The organism is Escherichia sp. KS167_9B, from assembly GCF_030295215.1.
In the GTDB taxonomy this organism is placed as follows: domain Bacteria; phylum Pseudomonadota; class Gammaproteobacteria; order Enterobacterales; family Enterobacteriaceae; genus Escherichia; species Escherichia coli_F.
In genome coordinates this window covers 1116390-1143368 of record NZ_AP025754.1, presented here as the reverse complement: position 1 = coordinate 1143368, position 26979 = coordinate 1116390, and the positions used below count along the sequence as shown (strand labels likewise).

General features: G+C 51.3%; 21 protein-coding genes. 1 reads left to right on the top strand and 20 read right to left on the bottom strand.

What is annotated here, in order from left to right:
* Positions 1-37: 37 nt before the first annotated feature.
* The 5 genes from ldtD to cmoM all read right to left on the bottom strand — a co-directional run bounded on the left by ldtD (position 38) and on the right by cmoM (position 9395).
* Complete coding sequence (gene ldtD, locus QUE34_RS05515) at positions 38-1885, bottom strand: L,D-transpeptidase (RefSeq protein ID WP_032302798.1); 1848 nt, start codon at positions 1883-1885, stop codon at positions 38-40.
* Between the two features lie 260 nt (positions 1886-2145).
* Positions 2146-6606, bottom strand: coding sequence for a chromosome partition protein MukB (gene mukB, locus QUE34_RS05510; protein WP_000572670.1), 4461 nt, complete (start codon positions 6604-6606; stop codon positions 2146-2148).
* Positions 6606-7310 carry a chromosome partition protein MukE gene (gene mukE / locus QUE34_RS05505; protein ID WP_001295347.1) on the bottom strand — a complete coding sequence of 235 codons (705 nt, stop codon included), beginning with the start codon at positions 7308-7310 and terminating at the stop codon, positions 6606-6608. The genes mukB and mukE overlap by 1 nt, the downstream gene beginning before the upstream one ends.
* Complete coding sequence (gene mukF, locus QUE34_RS05500; RefSeq protein WP_001288847.1) at positions 7291-8613, bottom strand: chromosome partition protein MukF; 1323 nt, start codon at positions 8611-8613, stop codon at positions 7291-7293. Before mukF ends, mukE begins: the two co-directional genes overlap by 20 nt.
* Positions 8610-9395, bottom strand: coding sequence for a tRNA uridine 5-oxyacetic acid(34) methyltransferase CmoM (cmoM, locus tag QUE34_RS05495; RefSeq protein ID WP_032302797.1), 786 nt, complete (start codon positions 9393-9395; stop codon positions 8610-8612). The genes mukF and cmoM overlap by 4 nt, the downstream gene beginning before the upstream one ends.
* A gap of 135 nt (positions 9396-9530) precedes the next feature.
* Here cmoM and elyC point away from each other — a divergent pair, with 135 nt between their 5' ends.
* On the top strand, positions 9531-10310 hold the full coding sequence (gene elyC / locus QUE34_RS05490; protein ID WP_000899583.1) for an envelope biogenesis factor ElyC: 780 nt from the start codon (positions 9531-9533) through the stop codon (positions 10308-10310).
* Here the strand turns inward: elyC and QUE34_RS05485 are convergent.
* The 15 genes from QUE34_RS05485 to QUE34_RS05415 all read right to left on the bottom strand — a co-directional run bounded on the left by QUE34_RS05485 (position 10287) and on the right by QUE34_RS05415 (position 26880).
* Positions 10287-11180, bottom strand: coding sequence for a YcbJ family phosphotransferase (locus tag QUE34_RS05485; RefSeq protein WP_286338935.1), 894 nt, complete (start codon positions 11178-11180; stop codon positions 10287-10289). The two genes, elyC and QUE34_RS05485, sit on opposite strands and share 24 nt — an antisense overlap.
* Before the next feature lie 153 nt (positions 11181-11333).
* Positions 11334-12080, bottom strand: a complete 747-nt coding sequence (kdsB, locus tag QUE34_RS05480) for a 3-deoxy-manno-octulosonate cytidylyltransferase (protein ID WP_000011605.1) — start codon at positions 12078-12080, stop codon at positions 11334-11336.
* Positions 12077-12259, bottom strand: a complete 183-nt coding sequence (ycaR, locus tag QUE34_RS05475; RefSeq protein ID WP_000350058.1) for a protein YcaR — start codon at positions 12257-12259, stop codon at positions 12077-12079. Before ycaR ends, kdsB begins: the two co-directional genes overlap by 4 nt.
* A 51-nt stretch (positions 12260-12310) precedes the next feature.
* Positions 12311-13543 (bottom strand): crosslink repair DNA glycosylase YcaQ, encoded by a 1233-nt coding sequence (ycaQ, locus tag QUE34_RS05470; RefSeq protein WP_000056506.1) that lies wholly within the window; start codon positions 13541-13543, stop codon positions 12311-12313.
* Between the two features lie 36 nt (positions 13544-13579).
* Positions 13580-14566: a tetraacyldisaccharide 4'-kinase gene (gene lpxK / locus QUE34_RS05465; protein WP_032302796.1), complete on the bottom strand. Its 987-nt coding sequence runs from the start codon at positions 14564-14566 to the stop codon at positions 13580-13582.
* Complete coding sequence (gene msbA / locus QUE34_RS05460; protein ID WP_000551266.1) at positions 14563-16311, bottom strand: lipid A ABC transporter ATP-binding protein/permease MsbA; 1749 nt, start codon at positions 16309-16311, stop codon at positions 14563-14565. Before msbA ends, lpxK begins: the two co-directional genes overlap by 4 nt.
* Before the next feature lie 36 nt (positions 16312-16347).
* Positions 16348-18612, bottom strand: coding sequence for a ComEC family protein (locus QUE34_RS05455; protein ID WP_103253260.1), 2265 nt, complete (start codon positions 18610-18612; stop codon positions 16348-16350).
* A gap of 205 nt (positions 18613-18817) precedes the next feature.
* Positions 18818-19102: an integration host factor subunit beta gene (gene ihfB, locus QUE34_RS05450; RefSeq protein ID WP_000167336.1), complete on the bottom strand. Its 285-nt coding sequence runs from the start codon at positions 19100-19102 to the stop codon at positions 18818-18820.
* 159 nt (positions 19103-19261) lie between these two features.
* Positions 19262-20935, bottom strand: coding sequence for a 30S ribosomal protein S1 (gene rpsA, locus QUE34_RS05445; protein ID WP_000140327.1), 1674 nt, complete (start codon positions 20933-20935; stop codon positions 19262-19264).
* Between the two features lie 110 nt (positions 20936-21045).
* On the bottom strand, positions 21046-21729 hold the full coding sequence (gene cmk, locus QUE34_RS05440) for a (d)CMP kinase (RefSeq protein WP_000125016.1): 684 nt from the start codon (positions 21727-21729) through the stop codon (positions 21046-21048).
* A gap of 172 nt (positions 21730-21901) precedes the next feature.
* On the bottom strand, positions 21902-22666 hold the full coding sequence (ycaL, locus tag QUE34_RS05435; RefSeq protein ID WP_001353317.1) for a metallopeptidase YcaL: 765 nt from the start codon (positions 22664-22666) through the stop codon (positions 21902-21904).
* Positions 22667-22874: 208 nt separating this feature from the next.
* The gene (gene tnpA, locus QUE34_RS05430; RefSeq protein ID WP_000502112.1) at positions 22875-23333 is read right to left on the bottom strand and encodes an IS200/IS605 family transposase; all 459 of its coding nucleotides are present in this window, start codon (positions 23331-23333) and stop codon (positions 22875-22877) included.
* 213 nt (positions 23334-23546) lie between these two features.
* The gene (gene aroA / locus QUE34_RS05425; protein WP_000445247.1) at positions 23547-24830 is read right to left on the bottom strand and encodes a 3-phosphoshikimate 1-carboxyvinyltransferase; all 1284 of its coding nucleotides are present in this window, start codon (positions 24828-24830) and stop codon (positions 23547-23549) included.
* 70 nt (positions 24831-24900) lie between these two features.
* Positions 24901-25989 carry a 3-phosphoserine/phosphohydroxythreonine transaminase gene (gene serC / locus QUE34_RS05420; RefSeq protein WP_000057129.1) on the bottom strand — a complete coding sequence of 363 codons (1089 nt, stop codon included), beginning with the start codon at positions 25987-25989 and terminating at the stop codon, positions 24901-24903.
* 198 nt (positions 25990-26187) lie between these two features.
* Positions 26188-26880: a DUF421 domain-containing protein gene (locus tag QUE34_RS05415; RefSeq protein ID WP_000642852.1), complete on the bottom strand. Its 693-nt coding sequence runs from the start codon at positions 26878-26880 to the stop codon at positions 26188-26190.
* Positions 26881-26979: the final 99 nt, after the last annotated feature.

Below are 26979 nucleotides of genomic sequence, written 5' to 3'. Positions count from 1 at the left end.
AATTATTACGACAACTGATTTCCCCGAACTGCTTCATTTACCTGATTAATTGTTCCGCTTTCGATACAATTTGCGAGCTGGATCGCGCAGGCAGATCATAATTGTAAATATCTGTACGATACTGGGTACGACCATCTGCACCAACAAAGGCCGTCAGATAGTAGAGATTCACCGGAATCGACTGCCGAATATTGACGTAACGCGTATCGCCCTGCTTCAGCGCATCAGAAATACGTTTGTCATTCCAGCCTGCATCCTGCAACAGCATATTCGCCAGATCGGAAGCTTTATTCACTCGTACACAGCCTGAGCTCAATGCGCGTGTATCACGCTTGAACAGATTGTGGTTCGGCGTGTCATGCAAATAAATGGCCTCTGAACTCGGCATATTGAATTTATAGCGCCCCAGCGAGTTCCGTGGGCCTGGAGCCTGCTGGAAGCGAAACGGTAAATTCGAGGCCGTGATTGTAGACCAGTCAACCTGCCATGGGTCAATCGCTTCTCTGCTGTTCCAGCCGCGCATCACCGTATAGCCATGGCTTTCGAGATATCCCGGATCGTTGCGCACTTTCGGCAGAATATCTTTGCGTGCCAGAGTTGGTGGTACGTTCCACGGCGGGTTTACCACTACGTTGTTAAGTGCACTGCTCATCATCGGCGTTTTGCGATCGGGGCGACCGACAATGACTCGCGAATCCAGCACCTGATTGCCGTTCTGATAGTAGACCAGCGAATAGGCCGGAATGTTAACCATGATCCCGGTAGAAAGCTCTGTTGGCAGCAAGCGCAATCGCTGGATGTTGAGTGCCAACACGCCAGCACGCTGGGCGGGCGTTACGTTTAACCAGTCACGCGTTGCCGGGCCAATAGCGCCATCTGCTCCCAATCCTTGCCATGCCTGAAAACGTTTAACGGCTTCCACCAGTTCATTATCGTAGGCGGCACGAACGACAGGCGCAGGTTTACTACGAGACGTAGTTTGCTTGTCCATCGGCTTAGTTTCTGCTGTTTCAACAGTAACAGCGGATGGGCTGACTACCGCGTCAGTTGGCGTGTCATCGCCAGGTAGCGTAATTTTCGGCCCCCCATCCAACATGCCTGTGCGTTGCAATATTTCGCGCAACGCCGGTACGTCGTTACTCCACTGTCCTGGGCGCAACGTTGCTTTGCCGGTCAGTTGGGGCCACGGTTTGGTGTCACTGAGTAAGGCCAGTAAAGATTCATGCATCGCCGCATATTGCGGATGCTGCGGTGCCAGTCCTGCAACAAACGTCGGCAATTGACCTTTATCCAGCGCCAGCTGCCATTGGTTAATCACCGAGAGCGGCGGCGTGGAAAGCGCATAAGGTTTACTGCTGTATAGCCAGCGAGTGCCTTTGACTGGAATATTTGCGATGAAATGGAGATAGCCCATCATCGCATCAGAGAGCACCACATCGCGTGCCATCCCGTTAATACCAGGATCGGTCAGCAACTCTACCCATTTATTAAACTGCGGCTGGAAACCGGCAATCGCCACCTCTGCCAGCTGTTGCTGGAAGGCTTTAACAGCATCACGGTTTTCCCACATGGGTTGCATATCGCGTGCGGCATACAACAATTGAAGCTGGTTAAGATAAACCGGCTTATAACCTGCGGGTAATTGAGATTCGATTTGCGTGCGGGCTTTTTCAGCCGCACCTTCAGGCAATGGCTGGATCCCCGCCATTATTGCCGTGGCTTGCGCCTGCGGCAGTGCCTCGCCCTGTTCACTGACAGCCACCGGGCTGTCGCCAGGGATTACTTCAGGCTCATCGGCCTGCGCATTGAACAGTGGAGCGAATGTTACGGCCAGGCACAAACTGATTGCCGACAGCCGACGACCACACATCATATTAAGCAACATCCCTTGCCCCCTGTTTTTATCATACTTTGAATAGCCAGGCTGTTATTTTACGACTTGCCTGTACAACGCCAATACTCACGAAAGTATGACGAGCAAGCCTGTTACTCATCAGGCTTATCTTCAGTATATAAACGCCGATACGTTTTTACATAACCTAATGTAAAGAAGTTTAAAGAAAAGCGCGCCAGAATGTGGCACTTTTTTAGTGCAGAAACGGAGTTTTCAGAAACAGGAAAGGCGGCATCGCTGCCGCCTCAATCTTAACTCGCCTGGGAAGGCGCTTCGTCAGTTCCTGGAAGCGTTTCAGGGAGTTGCGGTGCAAAACCACGCAGACCGACTACGTGAACGTGTTCGGTATTCTGGAAGACTTTACGCACCAGTTTATAGGTGGTGCCTTTTTCCGGGCTGATATTTTCCGGCGCTGCGATGATGAGCTGCATTTGCAAACGCTCACACAATTCAAACAGCGTGGCGATGGAACGGGCGTCCAGTCGCGCTGCTTCATCGAGGAACAGCAGGCGGCAAGGAGAGATATCTTTACCGCGCAGGCGGCGAGATTCATCTTCCCAGCTTTGTACCACCATCACCAGAATCGACATACCGGTACCAATCGCCTCACCGGTCGACAGTGCGCCAGACTCCGCGCGCAACCAACCATCGGAACCACGGTTAACCTCAACTTCCATTTCCAGATAGTTGCGGTAATCCAGCAGTTCTTCACCGATAGTCTGCGGCGTGCGCTGCCCCATATCAATCTGCGGGTTAAGACGTTGATACAGTTTCGCCAGCGCTTCCGAGAAGGTCAGACGGTTGCTGTTAAACAGATCCTGATGTTGTTCGTGCTGTTCAGAGAGCACATCCAGCAGCATGGCGTGCGTTTCACGCACGTTCACGTTGAGGCGCACGCTGTTCACCTGACCGAACGATACGTTCTGCAAGCCCTGGTTGAGCATACGGATACGGTTCTGCTCGCGCTGAATGGTTTTACGGATGATGTTCGCCACGCTGCGGGAACTGATCGCCAGTTTCTGTTCGCGGGACGTTAACTCTTCAGTCAGACGGCTAAGTTCGATCTCCATCTGCTCGATAGCTTCAACCGGATCATCGGTACGAATAATATCCTGACGAATACGCTCGCGCAGATGCTGATAAACCGCCACGAAGAACTGAATTTTACGTTCCGGACGTTTTGGATCTTCCGACATACGCAGCACGTCGCGCAGATGTTCGTTATCCGCTACCGCGAGACGCAACGCACCCAACGCCTTATCCGACATGGAACGCAAATCATCAGCGGAGAGATAAGCCAGCTCACGACGGTGTAAGCGGCGCTCAACACCGTTATCTTTCACCATGCGCATCACTGCACACCAGCCCGCTTTCGCGGTCACTACCTGCTCGCGCATCTCAAAGTAATCACGCTCCAGCTTGCGCAGTTTGCGGGTCAGGTTGTCCATCTCCGCTTCGCAGAAGGTAAGCGCTTTTTCCAGTTGGTTGCGGCGTGAACGGTTATTGCTCAGTTGCGCGTGCAACTCGTCACGGCGAATACGCGCCCGCTCTTCTGCCCCGCTATCAGCACGCACGCCGATATCCTGCAATTCACGTTGCAGATCGTTGAGTAGCTCTTTTTTGGTGTCGTAAGAACTTTTCAGCGAAGCCAGCACCTGGTTGTACTGACTCAACTGCGCTGCGTGTCCGCGCAACGCTTCACGAGCGCGGGTACGCTCCGCTTCCGCCTGTTCCAGACGTTCACGCAGTTTTTCGTTGAGATCGCTGTTACCGCTAAGCATTTCTGCCGAGTCAGAGTAGCTAAAGTGCGCACGACGCTGCACCACTTCCGTCAGGGCAAACGCCTGCTGACGGGCATCGCGCTGCATCTGCTGAGAGTACGCGTAATCTTCTTTTAACTGTTCGAACTGTTCCGGGTCGCTCTGCAATACCGAAACGATCGGTTCCAGTTTCGCCAGTTGATTGCCAAACTGCTGAACAAAACGCGCGGCTTCCTGGGCTTCATCCAGACGTTCGCGGATTTCATCGACGCGATCCGCCAGGCTGTCATCAGCCAACAGGTTGAGACGCGGCAGAATGCGGTTCAGCGCCGTAACGCCCTCTTTCGCCTGCTCAAACTGAATACGCTGCTGCTGGTTATCATTTTCATGATTACTCAACGCCCGCTCCAGTTCGACGCGACGGCTGTTCAGTTGACGGATTTCTGCTTCCGGATCAGACTCAAACGCTACCGCCAGATGGCTACCAATAAAGCGGCTGAACGCCTGATGCAGACGCTGGGTTTTCTGTACATCAAAGGAGAGCGTGGCGAAGCGTTCGGAAAGCACTTCACGTTCCGCATGGAGGCTTTCAATACGGCTTTCACGCGCAGCACGACCAAACAGCGGCACTTCCGGGAAACGTGAATAACGCCACTGACGATCGGCGATTTTCACCACTACCGCTTTTTCCAGCTCATCAACGCTGAACACGCTATCATCGAATGACTGCGGATCCCCTTCGATCAGATAGAGATCTTCCGGGCAATCGGTCAAGCCTTCCAGATGCTCGGTTACCTGTGACAGGTCCGGCACCACGATAGCGTGGCGTGACGGGCCGTACAACGCCGAGAAGTACGGCGCATCTTCCAGGCTAACGTCGTCATAAATTTCTGACAGCAGCACGCCGCCAAAACGCTCCGCCAGCGCATTCAGACGCTGATCTTCAGAGCCGCCAGGCTGGCTTAAACGTTCGATCTCTTCATCGACGGCGTTTTTGCGTGCGCCAACTTCGTCACGTTCAACAATCGCTTCGCGCTCACGCTCAAGCAACTGTTGCAGATATTCGGTGACATCCTGGCTGGAGGTGAACTCTTCGCCGCACTGTTCGCTCAACTGGTTGAGACTGTTTTGCGCTGCCAGCCAAACCGGCGCACGCTGCATCAAACTCTGAATGCGAGACTGCAGCTGTTCCTGCTCCTGGCGCAGTGCCATCCGCTCTTCTCGGGCGTTAGAGACGCTATCGGAAAGAGAGGCAATGCGTGCTTCCAGCTCCTGATGCAGAGCTTCCAGTTCATCAATATCAAAATTCTTGCCCTGACGTTTGCAGAAATCTGCCAGCAGACGCTCAGCTTCTTGCTGTTCACGCAGACGCTGTTCCAGTTCGCTTAAGCGCATCCGCAACGGCTGAACCTGCTCTGCCAGGTGACGCTGATCGACCCCTTCGCGCAATAGTTCGCGAGCGACATCCCACGCCTCGTTACGCGCCAGCGGGCCGTTGATTGCCACCACCAGCTGATAAGCCTGCTCAAACTGGCTGTGCGCGGTTTGCGCCATGCTCATTTTCTGCTCAAGAGAGAGCATTTTTTCGGTCGCTTCCAGCTCTTTCGCCTGGAAGGTTTCCAGCCATTCGGCAGCGCTGTCGGCGGTTAAGTCCGGCAGATGGCACAGTTCTTTGGCACGATTAAGCGCAGCAATCGCCTGGTTATACTGGATCGCGCGCGTTTGCTGGACGTCCAGCGCCTGCTGGTAGTCAGCAAGCTGGCTTTTCAGCTCGTCCACTTCCAGTTCGGCAGCTTCCGCACGAGCCTCGTTCTCTTCCTGGCGTTCGATGGCTTCTGCCACCACTTCGTTTTGCTCTTCCAGACGGATCTGCAGCTCATCGAGATCCGCTTCGTAGCGTTCGATCTTCTCCTGCTGACGTAGTGCGGTTTGCACCAGGTTCAGGTGATCGCTGGCCGCCTGATAATCCGCTTCCAGATCGCCTTCGGCACCGTTGTGCTCAGCCAGCTCTCGCGCCATGTCGACGTGTTTGTACTGCTCAGCCGCCAGTTGCTGACGCGAAGTATGTAGCTCGCGACGAAACTCCAGGGCCTTATCGAGATGAACACGGCGCTCGTTGGCGTGACGCATGTAGTCCGCCGCCACGTAGTTAGTCGCTTCGCTGATCAGATGCTTGAACAAGTCACGGTCAGACTGGGTAACACGAATCGCTTCCAGCGTCATACGGTTTTCACGCAGCGCCGCTTCCATGTCCTGAAACGCTTTACGCACGCCGCTATTTTCTGGCAACAGGTAGTCGCGCAGAGAACGGGTGATGGCGCTGGAAATCCCGCCGTACAGCGAAGCTTCAATCAGACGATAGAATTTACTACGATCAGACGCTGAGCGCAGACGACGTGCGATGATGCCCAGATCGAACATCAGCGAGTGGTAATCGGTAATAGAGTTGAACTGCTTAAACTGCACGCCTTCCATCGCTTCGAGCTTGTCTTTCAGCTCGTTAAGCGGCAGTACACGCGCCTGACGTTCATTCAGAGTTTCGGTCACCAGTTGTGTCGGCTGCACCGACATCGGCAAGCCCTGAATGGCAAATGGTTTGATATCAACTTTACGATCGCGCCCGGCAACCTGTTGCAGACGCACGCCGACCACCACGCGCTGATGGCGCGAGTTAATGGTGTCGAGCATCGAATAGCAGACACCCGCTTTCAGCTTACCGTGCAGACCTTTATCGCGCGAACCGCTGGTGGCCCCGGCTTCCGTGGTGTTACGGAAATGCAGCAGGGTCAGGTCGGGGATCAGCGCCGTAACGAACGCCGCCATGGTAGTAGATTTACCCGCACCGTTACCACCGGAGAGCGTCGTAACCAGCTCATCGAGGTCAAAAGTTCGTGCAAAAAAGCCGTTCCAGTTAATCAGCGTCAGTGAGCGAAATTTACCGCGTTCAATCATTATTCTTCCTCTCCGCTATCTGGCTGATTCTCTTCGGTTTCATCGTTGAGTTGCAGATGATTTTCAATCGGCATTGCTTCGCCATCACGAATCAGGCGACGCTGTGCTTCACGGGGATCGTCGCCAGCACGCACATCGGCTCCGAAGCGGAACACCGATTCGGTAATGCGGAACTTACTGCTGTCATGGCCCATAAACCACACCATGCCTAAGCGACGCAGACGGTTGAGCGAAGAGCGTACTTTTTCCTGCAACTTCTGCCGGTCAACGTCTGAACCAGTAGAACGATTGTTCACCAGTTTCAGCAATTTTGCTTCATCGGCCAGGGTGAGCAGTTCGTCGTACAATTCCTGCTGGGTGAAAATCCCCTCATTCGCCAGCCGTTCCGGACTGAGATAGAGATAACAGAGGATTTTCCCGACCATCATATCCAGTTCTGACAAGACGGAACGTGGGATCAGCGTGGTGGAACGTGGGCGTAAATAGAAGAACCCCTCCGGTGCGCGAATAAGCTCAACGTTATAACGCGCGTAAAACTCTTCCAGATATTCCTGAAAATCCATCAGGAATGCATGATTATCCAGTTCGTCAAGGCCAATATGACGGCCTGAACGTAAGGCGCTATCCAGCGCCGGAAATAACGGATTCGCCAGTGCCTGCGCCAGCTTAACCGGCATCACTTGTTCAATATTTGTCGATGACATGCGCCTGTACCTTGGCTCCGTAATCATTAATCGGCTGCCATTTCGCTGGCAGTCCGGTGAAATCTGCTTGCGCTACGCCGAGGCGTACCGCCTGATCAATAACAATACGCGCAACGTCAAAGTGACGCGCACGCGGATACTGCGCCAGATATTCGCGTACCACCAGACCAAGATCCAGCGGCACTTGTCTGGTTTTGTACACGGCAAGTTGTTCTTCGATGATCGCCGCCAGCTGTTCGCGGATCTCATTAAACTCTTCGTACTCCAGATCCTCAGGAAGTTCCCCAGTCACTTCTTCATCGCGCAATGCCATCTCTTCGTCACGCATATCCAGCAGACGATCGGCATTGGCATAAGTTAGCGCCCACGGCTCATCAAAATAGGTTTGAACCGACTGACGTAACCGCTGAGCAAAGACGCGATTTTTATCCATATCGATAGCGGTACGAATAAATTTGTGTACGTGGCGGTCGTAGCCAATCCATAAGTCGATGGATTGCTGGCCCCAGCTGATAATACGGTCGAGCTTGCTTTGCAGATCGAACACCAGACGATCGACGAAATGCAGATCATCATGAGTCATCGTCGCATCCTGAATGCGTAACAGATTAGCCTGCAATTTATCACCTGCCGCTTCCAGCGTATCCTGCAATTCACGCAGCGTTCCGGAAGTTTCTGAAAGCAACAATTCGCAGCTGGAAATCGCCGCCCGCCAGTCTTTGTTCAACAACTGGGCGATATCATCCTTCACCTGCTGCTGCTGTTCATCCATCAGACGTTGCGTCAGGTCGATACTGTCGAAAATTTCTGCTACCGAATATTTCAGTGGCGCATAAACATTACGGTGCCAGTGAAATTCATCACCGCCCTCTTCGGCGGCATCTGCTGCGCGTTTGAGCTCACCCGCCACAATCGACAACTGCATTGAAAGGCGCAGCGTAGAAAACTCGCGCTGACGAATGTAATAGTCAGTGATGCCGATGCCGAGCGGCGTCAGACGGTAAATTGCGTTCCCTTCCGCCTGCTCGCTGGTAAAGCGGTTCAGCAGACGTTGACGCACCATGTCGTTGATCGCGTTGTTGGCGCGCACGCCGATGGTTTCGCTGGTTTGCTCAAACGCATCACTCACATGGCGGAATGCATCCACCAGCTCGCCTTCACTCATCTCACCATCCAGACGCTCGCCGTTCAGCGTGGCAACCGCCAGCAGAAAAGAGAGTCGGTCTACCGGCAGCGAGATGGAGAAGTCATTTTTTCTGGCCCAGGCAACCAGTTCGGGGACTGTCTGGGAAAATTCACTCATACTTTATCCTTGCTCTGCGGTTTGCGCGCGGTGACATGAATATAACGCCCCAGGGTAATATACGGTTCCTGACGGCAATAACGCGTTTCTAATTCAAGTAATGCTTCATAGCAGTCGCGCTGCTGGTGCTTCTCGCGCAGATAATCATGAAACACGCGAACGCCTGTCTTACCCAGAATTTGCCAACCAGCTTCTTCCAGCCACAGATAAACCTGCGCCGGGTCGCGTGGATAATCTGGCGAAAGCGTCCGTTTTTTCTTTTTCGGCATTCCCGCCTGCACGTAATCAAAATTCCCGGCGACCATGTTATGCATCAACAAACCGTGCGCATTGTAGAACATTAACGACAACACACCGCCTGGACATAACACTGACCACAGGGTCTGCAATACGCTGCGGGGATCGGCCACCCACTCGAGCACCGCATGGAACAATATCAGATCAACGGGCGTTTCCAAATGCGAAGCAACATCCTGAGCGGCGCAATGTATAAATTGCATGTTGTCGCTCACACCTTTTGCTTCTGCCGCCTGTTTTGCGCGGTCGATCATCTGCGCTGAAAGATCGCATAAAATGACCTGATGCCCACGCTCGGCCATTTTGATTGCGGTCTGCCCTTCTCCACCGCCAGCATCCAGCACACGCAGTTTTTGCGAGCCCATTTCCGCCAGCACGCGATCGAGATCCTGCCACAGAATAGCCTGTCGAAGCTGCCCTTTGGTGGTGCCGTAAATGTTACGGGAAAACTTTTCCGCAATATCATCAAAATTGCGATCCTGCATTGCTTTCTCCACCGGTTGGCTAAGACGTTTTCTGATAAAGACGCTATTTTGTCACAGCCACGGCGAGAATGAACCCGTCTGGTGTAATATCGCTGGCGATCCCTTGCTATATGGTCAAAAAAGGAACCAGAAAGGATGCTTTTTACACTGAAAAAAGTGATTGGCAATATGTTGCTGCCACTTCCGCTGATGTTGCTGATTATTGGCGCTGGCCTGGCGCTGCTGTGGTTTAGCCGTTTTCAAAAAACCGGGAAGATTTTTATTAGCATTGGGTGGCTGGCGCTCTTGTTATTGAGTTTGCAACCGATAGCCGACCGCCTGCTGCGTCCCATCGAAAGCACCTATCCGACATGGAATAATTCGCAAAAAGTGGACTATATCGTGGTGCTCGGAGGTGGTTATACCTGGAACCCGCAGTGGGCACCGAGCTCTAATTTAATCAATAACAGTCTGCCACGCCTGAATGAAGGTATCCGCTTATGGCGCGAAAATCCGGGATCAAAACTGATCTTCACGGGAGGCGTAGCAAAAACCAATACGGTGAGTACAGCCGAAGTAGGTGCCCGAGTTGCGCAATCGCTGGGCGTGCCGCGCGAGCAAATTATCACTCTGGATTTGCCAAAAGATACCGAAGAAGAAGCTGCGGCAGTGAAACAGGCAATTGGTGACGCACCTTTCCTGCTGGTGACCTCCGCATCACATCTGCCGCGGGCGATGATCTTTTTTCAGCAGGAAGGGTTAAATCCGCTACCAGCCCCGGCGAATCAGTTGGCCATCGACTCGCCGCTTAATCCGTGGGAACGGGCAATCCCTTCTCCGGTTTGGTTGATGCATAGCGACCGCGTTGGCTATGAAACGCTTGGCCGGATCTGGCAGTGGCTGAAAGGTTCGTCAGGCGAGCCACGGCAAGAGTGATTTTGATGCCAGATCGAAGTTACGCCGACTAAATCGTCCGGTGTTGACCAGTTGCGCAACTTCATCCCATAACACATACAACCAACGCCGCCAGATGAACGACTCCGCCACTGGCGCGCGTTGCAGATAACTCCAGAGCAAATCTTCCGCCAGAGAATTATCCATTAGTCGGAACAGTTCGTATTCTCGCGGTGCCCAAAGCATTAGTCCCGGTCCGACCATCGCCAGTAACTGATCGCTGCGCGAATCTTTCAGCATGCTGCGTAAACAGAAGTTACCGTGAATCAGCACACAATTGTCGTTAAAGCCTTCGAATAATGCCGGGAGACATTCGCGAGTGCGAAACAGGATCCGCTTATCCTGCATCGTTAGACCGGTGTTATTGAACTGATTGAGCGTAGTCCATAGCACTTCAACATGTTGCCGGTACCATGAGGGCCAGAAATTTTCCTGAGTATTGTCGACCGCGCCGACGCAACCACGACTGTCCTGACGGTGCCAGGCCAGTAAGGCTTCAACGATTTGGTCTTTGAGTTGTTCCCAGCGTTCTGGTGTTCGGGCTGGAGCCTCCACCGAAACACCACGCATCCGCTCCAGTAGCAGGACATCGGGGCCGGGGTGTTCTTCATGCGTCATCACACCATAAATAGTCGGCATACGGACAGTCCCACTTCTTGCCAGCATGGTGGTTTTCCATGCCAGCTGTCGGGCTTTTCCGGGCGTACTAAAGCTTCTTGCCATTAACGGCATTGTGTTTCCCTGGCTGTCATACAAAGCCCACAACGCCGTATCCGCTTTTTCATTGACGCACTCAATACGACTGAGTTTTTCGCCCAGTAAATGGCTTAATTCGGCACGCAGCTGTTCCATTCAGATTACCCTCATAAAAGCTACTGCTTTCATAATGAGCGCCAATATAAAAGATGTCACCTGAATGAGATCAATTGTTGAAAAGAAAAATTGAGGAAAATCGTAACGGTACGACACTCCTCCCAAAATTGGCTGGAGTGTCGTGAAGTGAAATTAGCGCATTTCAGCGCGAACGCGCTCGAGATCTTCAGGGGTATCCACTCCTGTACCAGGAACTTCCTGAGCAACAGCAACGTGGATTTTTTCGCCATACCACAAAACACGAAGCTGCTCTAACATTTCGATGTGTTCTAACGGACTTGGCTGCCAGTTGACGTAACGACGAATAAAGCCTGCACGGTAGCCATAAATACCAAGATGACGCAGGAAGTTATCGCCAACGGTTTCAAGGTCTTTTGCAAAACGATCACGATCCCACGGAATGGTGGCGCGAGAGAAGTACAGTGCGTACCCTTCGGCGTCGAGAACCACTTTCACCGCATTCGGGTTAAACGCTTCTTCCGCATTGTGGATTGGCACCGCCAGAGTCGCCATACCCACCTGACGCTGAGCGAGGTTATCAGCAACCTGACGAATGATTGTCGCAGGGATCATCGGTTCATCACCCTGCACATTAACGATCACCGTGTCGTCGCTGAATGCGCATTTTTCGACAACTTCCGCCAAACGTTCTGTACCTGACTGATGATCGGCGCGCGTCATACATACTTCGCCGCCAGCGGCTTCAACAGCGCGGGCAACATCCTCATGATCGGTTGCCACGATGATGCGCTCGGCACCTGATTCGCGCGCGCGTTCAAGAACATGAACAATCATGGGTTTGCCGTTAATATCAACCAATGGTTTACCGGGCAGACGCGTGGACGCGTAGCGCGCGGGAATAATGACCACAAAACTCATGATTTACTCTCATCAGCAGTCAGCACGCGGGCTTCCGTTTCCAGCAACACTGGAATGCCATCGCGCAGCGGGAAAGCCAGGTTGTCCAGTTTGCAAATAAGCTCTTGTTTTTCCTGGTTATACCAAAGTTTTCCGTTGCAAACCGGGCAGGCAATGATTTCAAGCAGACGATGATCCATAGTTCCTCCAGATGGATCGGGTTATGAATGCATAAATCTTATCATAATCATTTATGCGACGGGGTCTATTTCCCAGCCGGCGCGGCAATCAGTAAAGAGGCCTTGCGGGCAGCGTCCTAATGTCACCCGCGTTGCCTGCTGCCAGTTAGCGAAATCAGTAATCGCCTGACGTAACCCTTTTTGCAGCGTTGTCGTTGGTTTAATGCCTTCCTGTAACCACAGAGAGATAACTTCAAGGATGCCTGTCTGGCGATGCATTTTGGCATCCATTCGCCCAACTAATTGCCCACGATGTAATAACGGCAGAACAAAATAGCCATACTGGCGTTTCGGCGCTGGGGTATAGCACTCCAGCCGGTAGCTAAAATCAAAAAGCTGCTCCGCGCGTTTGCGATCCCAGACAACAGGATCAAAAGGCGAAAGTACCGCGCTGTGCGTTGCAGTGAGCTTTCCGGCGAGCGCGCGTTCGAGTAGCGGCAGCAAATCAGCATGCAGCCAAAGATTGCCCAATTTTTCAACATGCACAGCAATGATTTGCTGCTGTTCAGCCCTCGCTTCGCGCCAAGCCGCCAGTGCCGGACGTTTCAGCCGATAGTAATCTGCCAGCCACTGTTCGCGGAATATGCCCAGGCTACGCGCACTGTTATCCAGCATGATGATTTCTGCTTCTGTTTGCGAAACGAGATCGCGCTCATCATCCCAGTCAGGCATGACACGGTGGGTTAAATCATAAACGCGCTGGAAGTTGCGCCGTTCAATCACCATCACCTTTCCGGCAGTAAATAAACCTTCCAGATGCCGTTTATGCGGCTTCCATTCCCACCAGCCGCTTGCACCTTTACGAGAATGCTCGAAATCGGCTGAACGTACCGGCCCCTTATCATGAATATGTTGAATTAACTGTGCAATTTCTGCCGCATGTTCCTGCATCCAGGCGTCTTTGTATTTCCAGCCCATTTTTTCAGGTGCCAGCATGCGGTGGCGAATAAGACGAAAATCGCTACGTGGCATAAAGCAGGCTTCATGCGCCCAGTATTCCATTAATTCGCCACGCGCCAGAGACTCATCCAACCACTGCGCAGGATAATTTCCCAGACGACTGAAAAGCACTAGATATGGGCTACGGGCAACAATATTGATGGTATCAATTTGCAGCAAGGACATGCGGGAAATCGTTGCCAGAATATCTTCCAACGACGCTCGACGGCGGGGTTTGTTTAACAGGCCTTGCGCAGCAAGGTGAAGATTACGCGCATCAGCAAGGGAGAGGTGCGGCAGCGACATTCATGACTCCATCAATCGAACGCTGCCGCGGCGTAACTAGTTGCCAGAAGCCAGCGAGGTTAGTTGCGCAAGCAGTTTCGCTGGTTCATCGCCTGAAAGCTGTGCGTCAACAGGCAAATACCACCAATTTTCATCTGCAAAGGCCCGGCATTTCACCGCATCTTTTTCAGTCATTACTAGCGTTTGCCCGTCGCTTACCAACGCGCTGACATCCTTATAATTCAAAGACTGATGATCGGCCAGTGGTACACATTTTTCCGGTTGTACGCCCCACATCTTCAGCGTGGCAAAAAAGCGCGGCGGATGCCCAATCCCCGCCATCGCCACCACATGTTCAAGTTGAGCAACGTCACAACGCGTACCGGTACGTAAATTCACCGCCTGCCCCGGCAGCAGATGCATGGGGATTTCACCGCTGCGGGGGACACCGCCGTTGACGATTACCGCATCAACCGACTTTAAGCGCCCCGCTCGCTCACGCATTGGCCCCGCCGGCAACCACCAGCCATTGCCAAAGCGACGCACGCCATCAATAACGACGATTTCCACATCACGCGCCAGATGATAATGCTGTAAACCGTCGTCGGTTACGATGATCTGCACATCAGGGTGTTGCGCCAGAATGGCTTTTACCGCATCAGAACGCACGGGAGAAACCGCAACAGGCGCGCCAGTGCGTTGATAAATCAACACAGGTTCATCACCCGCCTGTGCTGTGGTGGTATCTACCGACAATAGCAGCGGATAAGATTCAGCCTTACCGCCATATCCCCGGGACACGACTCCCACGCGAATACCGCGCTGTTGCAACTGTTCCACCAGCCAGACAACGACCGGAGTTTTTCCGTTGCCGCCAGCGGTGAGATTACCAACCACGACAACCGGTACGGGGGCACGCCAGGCGCGCTTCAGTTTTAGTTTATAGCAAAGACGGATCGCGCCACTCACCAGACCATACAACCAGGAGAGTGGCAGCAATAGCCGCCACAAAGGGGATTCACCAGACCAGATTTTTTCGATCATTGGCCAAACTGCATTTTGTGAAGTTGCGCGTAAACGCCACGGTGCTCAAGCAAATCGTTATGCGTACCGCGTTCCACAATGACACCATCCTCGACGACCACGATTTCGTCTGCCTTTTCAATGGTAGACAAGCGGTGGGCAATCACCAGAGAGGTACGGTTTTTCTGCAACTCATCAAGTGCCGCCTGAATCGCACGTTCAGATTCGGTATCCAGCGCCGAGGTAGCTTCGTCCAGAATCAGAATCGGGCTATCACGCAACAAGGCTCGAGCGATGGCAATACGCTGACGCTGACCGCCAGAGAGCAGCACGCCGTTTTCACCAATCACTGTATCGAGACCGTTATCCATCTTATTGATGAAGTCCATGGCGTAGGCCATACGCGCCGCTTCTTCAATTTGCTCACGGCTGTACTGTTCTGTCCGTGCGTAAGCAATGTTGTTGGCAACCGTATCGTTAAACAGATGGACATTCTGCGACACCAGAGCAACCTGGTTACGTAAAGACGCCAGGGTATACTCGCGCAGATCGTGACCATCCATCAGGATTTCGCCTTCATCAATATCGTAAAAACGTGTGATTAGGCTGGCGATGGTTGATTTACCTGAACCAGAGCGTCCAACCAGAGCGACCGTTTTTCCTGCCGGAATTTTCAGGTTGATGTTACGCAATGCGGGCACGTCACGTCCTGGATAAGTAAAGGTGACATTGCGGAATTCCACGTCGCCAGTCGCACGCTCGATCACGCGCTTACCTTCGTCTTTCTCCTGCTCACTGTCCAGAATGGTAAACAGCGTCTGACAAGCCGCCATACCGCGCTGGAACTGGGCGTTAACGTTGGTCAGCGATTTCAGCGGACGCATCAGTGCAATCATTGAAGAGAAAACAACGGTAATCGTACCGGCAGTCAGGTTATCCATAACACTTGGGAAGCTCGCCGCATACAGAACAAACGCCAGCGCCAAAGAGGCGATCAGCTGAATGATCGGATCAGAGATAGAAGAGGCTGAAACCATTTTCATCCCCTGAAGACGCATTCGGTTACTGACTTTATCGAAGCGTTTCGTTTCCACTTCCTGACCACCGAAAATCAATACTTCTTTGTGGCCCTTCAGCATTTGTTCTGCGCTGGTGGTCACCTGACCCATGGTGTTCTGCATGTTTTTACTGATGTTGCGAAAACGCTTCGATACGACACGAATCGCAATCGAAACAATCGGTGCCAGCACAATTAAAATGATCGACAGTTGCCAGCTGTAATAGAACATCATGATGAACAGGCCGATGATCGACGCACCTTCACGCACAACAGTAATCAATGCGCCGGAAGAAGAAGAAGCAACCTGTTCGGAATCGTAGGTGATACGCGACAACAGCGTACCCGTTGACTGTTTGTCAAAAAATGAAACGGGCATTCCCATCATGTGACCAAACAGGCGGCGACGCATAGTCATTACCACCTTTCCTGATACCCAGGAGATACAGTAGCTGGAAACATAGCTGGTGATACCACGTAAAATCATCAGCCCGATCACCACCAGCGGCATCCACACCAGCACGGAGCGATCTGTTTTACCAAAGCCATCATCAAGAAGTGGCTTAAGGAGCGATAACATGAAGGTATCGCTGGCTGCGTTGAGGATTAACGCTACGCCCGCCACGATCAGACCCGCTTTAAAAGGCGCAATGGTTGGCCACAGTCGGCGGAACGTCTGCCACGTAGAGAGATCTTTGTCGTTATGCATTCAAAAAACCAGCATTTGTTGAAATAGCCGCATATTCTACCCGTTATCCACTGGCACGCCAAACCACTGATGATACCAACGAGGTAAAATTTGCTCTCTGAGGCTGCTAATCCGCCAGCCTTGCGCTGAAAAATTGACCGTTATTTGACCCTGATGTGGAGTATCGAGCCACTTATAACCCTGTTGTTGATAGCGATGTTTAACTTTGCTTGAGGGCAGTCGCCATGCGTTATAGCGCGATGCCGATGCGAGTGCCACTTTTCCATTCACTCGCTGAATTAATGGCAACGATGATGAGGTATTACTGCCATGGTGAGGTACCTGAAGTAATGTTGCTTGTACTTGCTGCCAGTAACGGCTTAGCATCTTTTGTTCAGCGGGGGCTTCAATATCACCGGTTAGGAGAATGCTATTCGTCCCGTCATCAACCTTAACCACACAGGAATGGTTATTTCCTTTATCGTTGCTACCTTGTAAAGGCCAGTGCACGCTGAAACGCAATCCTTGCCATTGCCACGCTTCGCCACGCACACAGGGCTGATGATGTTCCCAGCTTAAAGGGCTTCTGACCCATAACGTCGGCCAGGCTCGTAATATCGAGTCCAGCCCTCCCCGATGATCCAGATGTTCATGACTCAAAATGACGCCTTCTGGTTCAAGATTATGCCAGCGTAGCCAGGGGATAATCAGTTGTTGCCCACTATCCCCCTCCGGCCAGGCCAGTCCGGTGTCATAGAGAATCGCTTTACCGTTTCTGGCTATCACCATTGCCAGCCCTTGCCCGACATCAAGCATGTACACCTGCCACGCGTCAGGTCGAGTTTTTTGCCACAGCGGCCAGCACATCAGCAAGCCTCCAGCCACACACATTGCCGGCAACGCTCGCCAGGCGTTTAATCGCCATACCACCAGTAAGAACCATGGGGAAAATGATAGCCATTGCCAACGTTCAGCAATGTTGATCCACCCTTCCGGCAAACTCTTTAACCCCCAGAAAAGTAAAGCCAAAGACCGGTCGGCAAGAAACCATACTCCTTGCTCCACGATTAACGGCCCGCTTAAATGCATAACCATCGCTGCGAGGATCAACGGAACCGTGATAAATGTCACCAGGGGAATTGCAAATAGGTTTGCAATAAACGAGGTCAGACTAATGCCATGAAATATGACGATTTGCACAGGCATTAGCAGGAGCGTGATTCCCAGTTGTAGATGGATGAGGGCAACAACCGCGCGCAATACTGGCGGCAGTTGCCACTCCGGACAGGGAAACCACTGATACCAAAAAATCAGCGCCGCTACCGCAGCGGCAGAGAGCCATAAACTTTGCGAAAGAATGGCAACAGGATCCATCAGCAAAATTGCCGCCAGACAACATATCCATACATCCCAGCCACTCCATTGTCGTCCACTTAACTTAAGCATTCCCCAAATGGCAAGCGCCACCACGGTACGCAATGCAGGAGGTTGCATTCCCGTTAGCCAGGCATAAAAAGCAGCACAGCAGATTCCGCCAATTAATGGCATTTGCCAGTGGATCCAGCACCCAGGCAGAAAAACTTGCCCACCGCGAATGAGTCCTGCAGCCAGCAACGCCGCAAAAGCGATGTGCAATCCTGATATCGCCATTAAATGCGCCGTTCCAGTATCACGCATGATATTTTTGATTTCTTTGGGGACGGATAACCGTTCCCCCATACCTAATCCAAGAATAACCGCGTTCCACATATAGGGTTGCAGCGTTGTTTGTAGTGACGCCAGATACTGTGCACGCAGGCTACAATTCGGTTCAATGACACTTGCCTGCAGAAAACGGCCGGTGAGCGGTTGATGCTGGGCAATGGCATAACGCTGGCTATCAAAGCCGCCATCATTAAGTTGACCATGAACTGCACGAACTTTGAGTTTCATTGACCATACTTGTCCGGCACAAACCGCTTGCGGAAGATATTCGCCATACAGTACGAGGCCTGGCGCAGGGAATATACGTCGACCTTGTAGATGAGTAATTTGACCGTAATGAGTGGTCATGCCGTCAGTAGCAATGATCTCAACAATTGCATCCTGCGTCGAGCCAGTTAAGGTTTCTCCTGCCCACAAAATTTGCTTTGCTGCTAATATGCCCCAAACGAAAAACAGCAACGTCAGCGCGATATAACGGACGGTTTTAACAGGGATAAATGCCAGTACACAGGCGAAGATAGTCAGAAGCGCAAGGGTTACTGTCCCTGGCAATTGGGGCAAAATCAGCAACGGAAAAATTCCGCAAATTATGCATACTCCGACTGTCGTTATTTTCATGCACCCTCCCTGTTTATAGAAAGTGTGCAACTTTGTTGAATGGTTGTCTGGTGGGAGTTTTGCGTTCCCCGAGGCACGTTCAGAAGAATTTAACGACAGGGTGAAAACTGCTCAAAACTCTGCGAGGCAGCTTCCAGTTCCAGATTAGAGAAATGAAAAAAGCACCCGACAGGTGCTTTTCTCGCGTTCAAGTTTGAGTAAAAACTTAACCGTAAATATTGGCGCGATCGCGCAGTTCTTTACCTGGTTTAAAGTGAGGAACGTATTTTCCTTCCAGTTCTACTTTATCGCCAGTCTTCGGATTACGTCCGGTACGTGGTGCGCGGTAGTGCAAAGAGAAACTGCCGAAACCGCGGATTTCAATACGCTCGCCCTGCGCAAGAGTCGAGGCCATATGCTCCAGCATCTCTTTTACTGCATCTTCAACCGTCTTGGCGGGAATGTGCGATTGCTGGGTGGCAAGTCTTTCTATCAATTCTGACTTGGTCATGATTCCTCCGGTTCCTTAAAGGCAAATTTAGCGGCTGCTGTTGCTGCATTGATTAAGGGCGGCCGTAGCCGCCCTTAGTGCTTGATTACAGGACGAAACCTGCAATCTGTCAAGTAAACTCAACAAACTTCGGAATAAAAATCCCGAAGAGTCAGAGAATTACTCGCCTTTAGCTGCTTTGAAAGCTTCAGCCATTGCGTTGTTGGAGAAGTTTGCATCTTCCTGTTTGTTAACAGTTGCGATTGCATCTTTCTCATCAGCTTCGTCTTTCGCACGAACAGACAGGCTGATTGCGCGGTTCTTACGATCAACGCCGGTGAATTTAGCTTCAACTTCGTCGCCAACGCTCAGAACCAGGGTAGCGTCTTCAACGCGGTCACGGGATGCTTCAGAAGCACGCAGGTAACCTTCAACGCCGTCAGCCAGTTCTACGGTTGCGCCTTTAGCGTCAACTGCAGTTACTTTACCGGTTACGATAGCGCCTTTCTTGTTCAGAGCAACCCAGTTGTTGAACGGATCTTCTGCGAGCTGTTTAACGCCCAGGGAGATACGTTCACGTTCTGCGTCAACCTGCAGAACAACTGCAGCGATTTCGTCGCCTTTTTTGTATTCACGAACTGCTTCTTCGCCTGCAACGTTCCAGGAGATGTCAGACAGGTGAACCAGGCCGTCGATGCCGCCGTCCAGGCCGATGAAGATACCGAAGTCAGTGATAGACTTGATTTTACCTTCAACACGGTCACCCTTGTTGTGGGTTTCCGCGAACTGCTGCCACGGGTTAGCTTTACACTGTTTCAGACCCAGGGAGATACGACGACGTTCTTCGTCGATATCCAGAACCATAACTTCCACTACATCGCCAACGTTAACAACTTTGGACGGGTGGATGTTTTTGTTGGTCCAATCCATTTCGGAAACGTGTACCAGGCCTTCAACGCCTTCTTCGATTTCAACGAAGCAGCCGTAGTCGGTCAGGTTGGTCACGCGACCAGTCAGTTTGGTACCTTCCGGATAACGTTTAGCAATAGCTACCCACGGATCTTCGCCCAGCTGTTTCAGGCCCAGGGATACACGGGTACGTTCGCGGTCGAACTTCAGCACTTTAACAGTGATTTCGTCGCCCACGTTGACGATTTCGCTCGGATGCTTAACGCGTTTCCAGGCCATATCAGTGATGTGCAGCAGGCCGTCAACGCCGCCCAGATCAACGAATGCACCGTAGTCAGTGAGGTTCTTAACGATACCTTTAACTTCCATGCCTTCCTGCAGGTTTTCCAGCAGCTGATCGCGCTCTGCGCTGTTTTCGGATTCGATAACGGCACGACGAGAAACAACAACGTTGTTGCGCTTCTGATCCAGCTTGATTACTTTGAATTCAAGCTCTTTGCCTTCCAGGTGCAGAGTGTCACGCACCGGACGAACGTCTACCAGAGAACCTGGCAGGAACGCACGAATACCGTTCAGCTCAACAGTGAAGCCGCCCTTAACTTTGCCGTTGATAACACCGGTAACAGTTTCAGCATCTTCGTAAGCTTTTTCCAGCGTGATCCAGGCTTCGTGACGTTTAGCTTTCTCACGGGACAGCAGAGTTTCACCGAAGCCGTCTTCTACTGCGTCCAGAGCAACGTCAACTTCGTCACCTACCTGGATTTCCAGCTCGCCCTGGGCGTTTTTGAACTGCTCAGCCGGGATGGCGGACTCAGATTTCAGACCAGCGTCAACCAGTACTACGTCTTTGTCGATAGCAACAACAACGCCACGAACGATAGAACCCGGGCGGGTTTCGATTTCTTTTAAGGACTCTTCAAAGAGTTGAGCAAAAGATTCAGTCATGTTTAATCTTCAGGTTTATATTTAACGTCCACCTGGCTCCATGCCGGATGGGGTTGTTTAACATACCCGCTGTCATTCCATTGCAACGGGGGTACTGCAAATTCGGTCGCTTATGCGAGAGCCAATTTCTGGCGCGCGTATTGTAGCGCTTTTTCAATCACTTGCTCAATGCTTAAGGTGGTGGAATCCAACACTAAAGCATCGGCTGCCGGAACCAGTGGCGCTACCGCTCGGTTACGATCGCGGTCGTCGCGTTCTTTGATCTCGGCCAAAAGGCGCTCAAAGTTAACACTAAAGCCCTTCTCCTGCAACTGTAGCATGCGGCGATGCGCACGTTCTTCCGAGGAGGCGTCAAGGAAAATTTTCACTGGCGCATCAGGGAATACCACCGTTCCCATATCGCGGCCATCGGCAATCAAGCCTGGTAATTCGCGAAACGCGCGTTGGCGACGCAATAATGCTTCACGAACGCGTGGGAATGCCGCGACTTGTGAAGCAGCATTCGCCACTTCCTGAGTACGAATTTCGCCGCTGACATCTTCCCCTTCGAGGATCACTTCCAGATTGCCATTGGTCGACACAAAACGTACATCCAGATGGGATGCCAGCGGCACGAGCGCATCTTCCGATGCAACATCAACATGGTGATGTAATGCCGCCAGTGCCAGTACGCGATAAATTGCACCCGAGTCCAGCAGATGCCATTGCAACGCTTCCGCCATAGCCTTACACAAGGTGCCTTTCCCTGCACCGCTTGGGCCATCAATGGTAATAACCGGGGCAATTGCCGTCATCTTTATCTCCTTAAAACAGGCGTACCGTTAACATAACCGCGCGCATTATACGCGCCGACGCCACAAATCGTTAACGTTGTGTGCAAAAACCAGTTTTGTCTGTATTCAGATGGGGATTTATTGCGCAATTATAGCGGGCTGGCAGAAGACCAGCCCGAAAGATGACAATGATTTACTTACCAGAGGCGATACGATCACGGATGTGTTGCGCACGCTCTGTTGATGGTGGGTGAGAGTCAAACATGGACTGGGTCCGGCCGCCATCCAGGCTGGCCAATTTTTCAAAGCTGCCAACCAGCCCCTGGGTGCTGATGCCACGTTTCTTCAACAGATCAAAGGAGAAATCATCTGCTTCGGACTCTTTATCGCGGGAGTATTTAGCATTGATCGCGCCTTCTGCGATATCACCTAATTGTGAGCGAGAAAGCTGGGAAGCCACACCGCTGGTAGCGGAAATCGCATCACGTGCGGCAACGATCGCATAAGAAGCTTTCATTTCAGCCAGCGAGTGACCCAACGCGACGTGGCCCAGTTCATGACCCAGAACGCCTTCAATTTCGTTGTCGTTCATCATGTCCATCAGGCCACTGTAGACACGAACACAGCCGTTCGCCATCGCCCATGCGTTGACGTCGCTGGTCATATAAACCTTATAGTTGACCGGCGTGCCATTAATATTGTTACCCAATGCTTTGGCGATTTTTGCCAGACGTTTACCGTACTTGCTGGATTTACTTGCGACTTGATTGCCGCTGTCCATTTCGGCACAGCCCTGATTGGCAATCGCTTTTGCATCAGCATCGCTTAACGTTGCTGCTTTATAGGCATTTAAACCTGAGCTGATAGCCATATTGGTATCAATACCGTGGGTATTCTGACACCCTGTCAGTAAAGCTGCAGAGGCCGCAATCGCCAGCAGTAATTTAGTATTCTTCATGTGAATCATCCGTTGATTAATCATATATAAATATTATGTATCAATAACTTACATCGACAAACGACGCTATCATTAATCAAAATGACTCACAAGGTCCGAAATAAATATCCTCCGGCATAGCCGGAGGTTTTTCAAATGCGCCTGTAAGGCTCTGTTACCAGCCGCGCCCTAACAGGCGCATACGATCTGACATTTGCATTCAACTTCGTTACTTACGGCCCGTAAACGGGCTGCCCGGATATGGAATCGATAACTGCTCCCCCATTTTATCCTCTTCAAGCTGGTGCTTTATGTAGTCCTGTATCTTCGCCGTGTTCTTACCCACCGTATCGACATAGTACCCTCGGCACCAGAACTCCCTGTTTCTGTATTTGAATTTCAAATCCCCAAACTGCTCGTAAAGCATCAGACTGCTTTTCCCTTTCAGATATCCCATAAAGCCGGATACGCTCATTTTGGGTGGGATTTCCACAAGCATATGGATATGATCTGCGCAGCACTCTGCTTCCAGAATCCGTACGCTTTTCCACTCACACAGCTTTCTCAAAATACTGCCTATCGCCCTACGCTTCTCTCCGTAAAACGCCAGTCTTCGGTATTTCGGCGCAAAAACTATGTGATATTTACAGTTCCAGCGGGTGTGCGCTAAGCTCTTTTCGTCCCCCATTGGGACCCCCTTTTGATTTCTTGTTTGACACTTGCAGTTGCCAGACCGCAAGGTGTTTTAACAAATCAAAAGGGGTTTTAATAACTGGCTCAAAGCTGAAAGCTTTCCGGAACCCCCAGCCTAGCTGGGGGTTTTCTGTGCACAAAAAAAACGCCGGCAATGTGCCGACGTTTTGATAAAGAAAGATTTGGCTATTTATTGCACGTTGTTCATTCAGGCTGCCTGGCTAATCCGCGCCAGTTGCTCGAAATAATCCGGAAATGTTTTGGCCGTGCATTTGGGATCAAGAATCGTCACTGGTGTATCTGACAACGCCACCAGCGAGAAACACATCGCCATCCGGTGATCATTGTATGTTGCGATCTCGGCAAAGTTCAGTTTTTCCGGTGGAGTGATACGAATGTAATCGTGCCCCTCTTCTACTTCCGCACCAACTTTACGCAGTTCTGTTGCCATCGCAAACAGGCGATCGGTCTCTTTAACACGCCAGTTATAGATATTGCGCAGCGTGGTGGTGCCTTTTGCAAATAACGCCGCCGTGGCAATGGTCATCGCCGCATCAGGAATATGGTTCATATCCATATCAATAGCGTTCAGTTCACCCCGCGTGCAGGAAATATAATCATCGCCCCAGCAAATGGTCGCGCCCATTTTTTCCAGCACATCAGCAAAGCGAATATCACCCTGCATACTGTTGCGTCCAATGCCGGTCACTTTTACAGTGCCGCCTTTGATTGCTGCTGCTGCCAGGAAGTAAGAAGCCGAAGATGCATCGCCTTCGACCAAATAAGTACCCGGAGACTGATAAGACTGCCCGCCTTTTACGACAAATTGTTGATAGTGCTGATTTTCAATTTCAACACCAAACGTCTTCATCAGATTGAGTGTGATGTCGATATAAGGTTTAGAGACCAGATCGCCTTTAATACGAATCACCGTATCTTCCGGTGCAAGAGGCGCAGTCATTAACAGTGCGGTGAGAAACTGACTGGAAACGGAGCCATCAACGTCAACGTTGCCGCCAGTAAAGCCGCCCTGTAAACGCAATGGTGGATAATTTTCTTGTTCCAGGTAAGTGATCTTCGCCCCACCCAGGCGCAGCGCATCCACCAGATGACCAATGGGGCGTTCTTTCATACGCGGTTCACCGGTCAGCACAATATCATTGCTACCCAGACAAAGAGCTGCCGCCAGCGGACGCATTGCCGTTCCGGCGTTACCGAGGAACAACTCCAGGGCACTTTTTGCGTGTAATGGACCGCCGTTACCGATGATTTCGCAACGCGTACGATCGGCTGAAAGCGTGTAACTTACCCCTAACGCGGTTAATGCATTCAGCATATGGCGCACGTCATCGCTATCCAGCAGATTGGTTAATACTGTTTTGCCATGTGCTAATGCCGCCAGCAATAAAGCGCGGTTAGAAACGCTCTTGGAACCGGGCAGATTAATGGTGCCATCGACACGAGCGATGGGTTGTAACGTCAGGGATTCCATGAACTCAACTCTCTACAACAGAAATAAAAACCCCACAGGCTGGCTGTGGGGATTAAGCAAAATTTCGGCATTAGCCGTGACGGCGTTCGAACTCAATCATGAAGTCTGTCAGCGCTTTAACGCCTTCCAGAGGCATTGCGTTATAAATTGACGCACGCATACCGCCGACCACACGATGCCCTTTCAGGGCATGCAGCCCCGCAGCAAAAGACTCTTCAAGGAACAATTTGTCAAGCGCACTGTCCGCCAACTGGAACGGCACGTTCATCCGCGAACGGTTAGCTTTCGCCACGTCATTGCGGTAGAAATCGCTGTTATCAATCACCCCATACAGCAGTTCTGCTTTTTGCTGATTGATTTTATCCATTGCAGCCACGCCGCCGTTCGCTTTCAGCCATTTGAATACCAGACCGGACAGGTACCAGGCAAATGTCGGCGGCGTGTTAAACATTGAGTCGTTATCGTTAAGGATGGAATAATCCAGAATCGACGGACAAGCGATATTCGCTTTACCCAGTAAGTCTTCACGAACGATGACGATTGTCAGGCCCGCCGGGCCGATATTTTTCTGTGCGCCAGCATAAATCACACCGTAACGACTGACGTCAATTGGACGGGAAAGAATCGTTGAAGAGAAGTCGGCTGCAACCACCACTTCTTTACCAAAGTCTGGCGTTTCGTCGATGGCGATACCATCGATGGTCTCATTTGGGCAGTAATGCATATAAGCGGCATTATCAGAGAGCTGCCATTCACGCATTGGCTTAACCGCACGAAGACCATCAACAGTCACTTTGGCGTCAAAGACATTTGGCTTGCAGTATTTTTTCGCTTCTTTAATGGCACTTGCCGCCCAGTAACCGGCATCAACATAATCTGCAGTGGTTTTATCACCAAGAATATTCAACGGTACTGCAGCAAATTGACCGCGACCACCGCCGTGGCAGAACAATACTTTATAGTTGGAGGGGATATTAAGAAGATCGCGAAAATCCTTCTCGGCTTCCTCTGCAACCTGAATGAACTCTTTACCACGGTGGCTCACTTCCATCACCGACGTACCAAGACCGTTCCAGTCGCGCAGTTCCTGTTGAGCCTGTTTAAGCACCTCTGCCGGTAGCATTGCCGGACCAGAACTAAAATTGAAGATTTGAGCCATTTCCCCTCACCACGTTGCGTTGCTATTAACCCGCGGTCAATCGATTGCGACCACAGGTAATACATTATTCCTGTGGCTATCGGTTTTATCATTCAGTGACACACATCGCAATGAGTAAAACCGTTGAGGGCAAAAATGTGGCTTGCATCACACAAAAGAATCTCTCGGATTATTAGCAAAAAGCCGATGTTTTTACTGTCAGGTCACCCGTTTTGCCCGACTTGCCTTCGTCCATTCTGGATTTGCACAGCGCGGACATAATTGTTTTTCCCCCGCGTTCATATGAATGATTTCACTGCAACGGATGCAGGCATAGTCCGCCGACTCGGGTACCACTTTGTAACGCTGAGTACAGTCACTGGGTAAAATAAGTAAACCCGGTTTAACCTTGTCATCTTCAAAGAAATAGACACTGATTTGCCCGTTGGTTTCGAGTATCGCCAGACGTACCTGCCCCAGCTGCTCTACACCGCGCAATCGTAGCTCCATAAAGAACTCAAATTCCGTCATGTTGGAGTTATTGAGTTTCGACCAGGCCAGCTCACCATCCTCAATAATGACAACCGGCTTGCCTTCCAGAAGATCCTCCAGTTTTTCACTGTGCGCCATCAACCACATTACCAGACGGTATAACAACGCCAGAGTAATAAAGACGATAAGCACCGGAACCATCGGCACATCATCATAAAACGCCACATCTCCCGCCGCTGACCCCAGCGTCAGAATGATTAACACTTCAAACAGCGACATCTGCCGCACACCGCGTCTGCCGGTCATTTTGAGGAACAAAAAAACCAGTACAAAGGTATAAAGACTACGTAGTGCAACTTCGCCAAGGAAATCAAAAGGCACTTTATCAAATGCCATACGGTGGAGATCAAACGCCTTCATTTTTATGCTCTTATCGTGGTTTATCCACTAAAAGCATAGTCAACAGTTCATCTGCCTGGCGGCGGTGATAGCGCCTTTGAGATAAAACCCGTATTATTG

What these genes read in the sequence shown, in the direction of transcription:
- ycaQ (WP_000056506.1), bottom strand. Translation starts at nt 13,543, where the DNA reads ATGTCGCTGCCGCACCTCTCCCTTGCTGATGCGCGTAATCTTCACCTT.
- mukB (WP_000572670.1), bottom strand. Translation starts at nt 6,606, where the DNA reads ATGATTGAACGCGGTAAATTTCGCTCACTGACGCTGATTAACTGGAAC.
- ihfB (WP_000167336.1), bottom strand. Translation starts at nt 19,102, where the DNA reads ATGACCAAGTCAGAATTGATAGAAAGACTTGCCACCCAGCAATCGCAC.
- QUE34_RS05415 (WP_000642852.1), bottom strand. Translation starts at nt 26,880, where the DNA reads ATGAAGGCGTTTGATCTCCACCGTATGGCATTTGATAAAGTGCCTTTT.
- ycaR (WP_000350058.1), bottom strand. Translation starts at nt 12,259, where the DNA reads ATGGATCATCGTCTGCTTGAAATCATTGCCTGCCCGGTTTGCAACGGA.
- ycaL (WP_001353317.1), bottom strand. Translation starts at nt 22,666, where the DNA reads ATGAAGAATACTAAATTACTGCTGGCGATTGCGGCCTCTGCAGCTTTA.
- cmoM (WP_032302797.1), bottom strand. Translation starts at nt 9,395, where the DNA reads ATGCAGGATCGCAATTTTGATGATATTGCGGAAAAGTTTTCCCGTAAC.
- rpsA (WP_000140327.1), bottom strand. Translation starts at nt 20,935, where the DNA reads ATGACTGAATCTTTTGCTCAACTCTTTGAAGAGTCCTTAAAAGAAATC.
- serC (WP_000057129.1), bottom strand. Translation starts at nt 25,989, where the DNA reads ATGGCTCAAATCTTCAATTTTAGTTCTGGTCCGGCAATGCTACCGGCA.
- QUE34_RS05485 (WP_286338935.1), bottom strand. Translation starts at nt 11,180, where the DNA reads ATGGAACAGCTGCGTGCCGAATTAAGCCATTTACTGGGCGAAAAACTC.
- tnpA (WP_000502112.1), bottom strand. Translation starts at nt 23,333, where the DNA reads ATGGGGGACGAAAAGAGCTTAGCGCACACCCGCTGGAACTGTAAATAT.
- ldtD (WP_032302798.1), bottom strand. Translation starts at nt 1,885, where the DNA reads ATGTTGCTTAATATGATGTGTGGTCGTCGGCTGTCGGCAATCAGTTTG.
- mukF (WP_001288847.1), bottom strand. Translation starts at nt 8,613, where the DNA reads ATGAGTGAATTTTCCCAGACAGTCCCCGAACTGGTTGCCTGGGCCAGA.
- QUE34_RS05455 (WP_103253260.1), bottom strand. Translation starts at nt 18,612, where the DNA reads ATGAAAATAACGACAGTCGGAGTATGCATAATTTGCGGAATTTTTCCG.
- msbA (WP_000551266.1), bottom strand. Translation starts at nt 16,311, where the DNA reads ATGCATAACGACAAAGATCTCTCTACGTGGCAGACGTTCCGCCGACTG.
- elyC (WP_000899583.1), top strand. Translation starts at nt 9,531, where the DNA reads ATGCTTTTTACACTGAAAAAAGTGATTGGCAATATGTTGCTGCCACTT.
- mukE (WP_001295347.1), bottom strand. Translation starts at nt 7,310, where the DNA reads ATGTCATCGACAAATATTGAACAAGTGATGCCGGTTAAGCTGGCGCAG.
- kdsB (WP_000011605.1), bottom strand. Translation starts at nt 12,080, where the DNA reads ATGAGTTTTGTGGTCATTATTCCCGCGCGCTACGCGTCCACGCGTCTG.
- cmk (WP_000125016.1), bottom strand. Translation starts at nt 21,729, where the DNA reads ATGACGGCAATTGCCCCGGTTATTACCATTGATGGCCCAAGCGGTGCA.
- lpxK (WP_032302796.1), bottom strand. Translation starts at nt 14,566, where the DNA reads ATGATCGAAAAAATCTGGTCTGGTGAATCCCCTTTGTGGCGGCTATTG.
- aroA (WP_000445247.1), bottom strand. Translation starts at nt 24,830, where the DNA reads ATGGAATCCCTGACGTTACAACCCATCGCTCGTGTCGATGGCACCATT.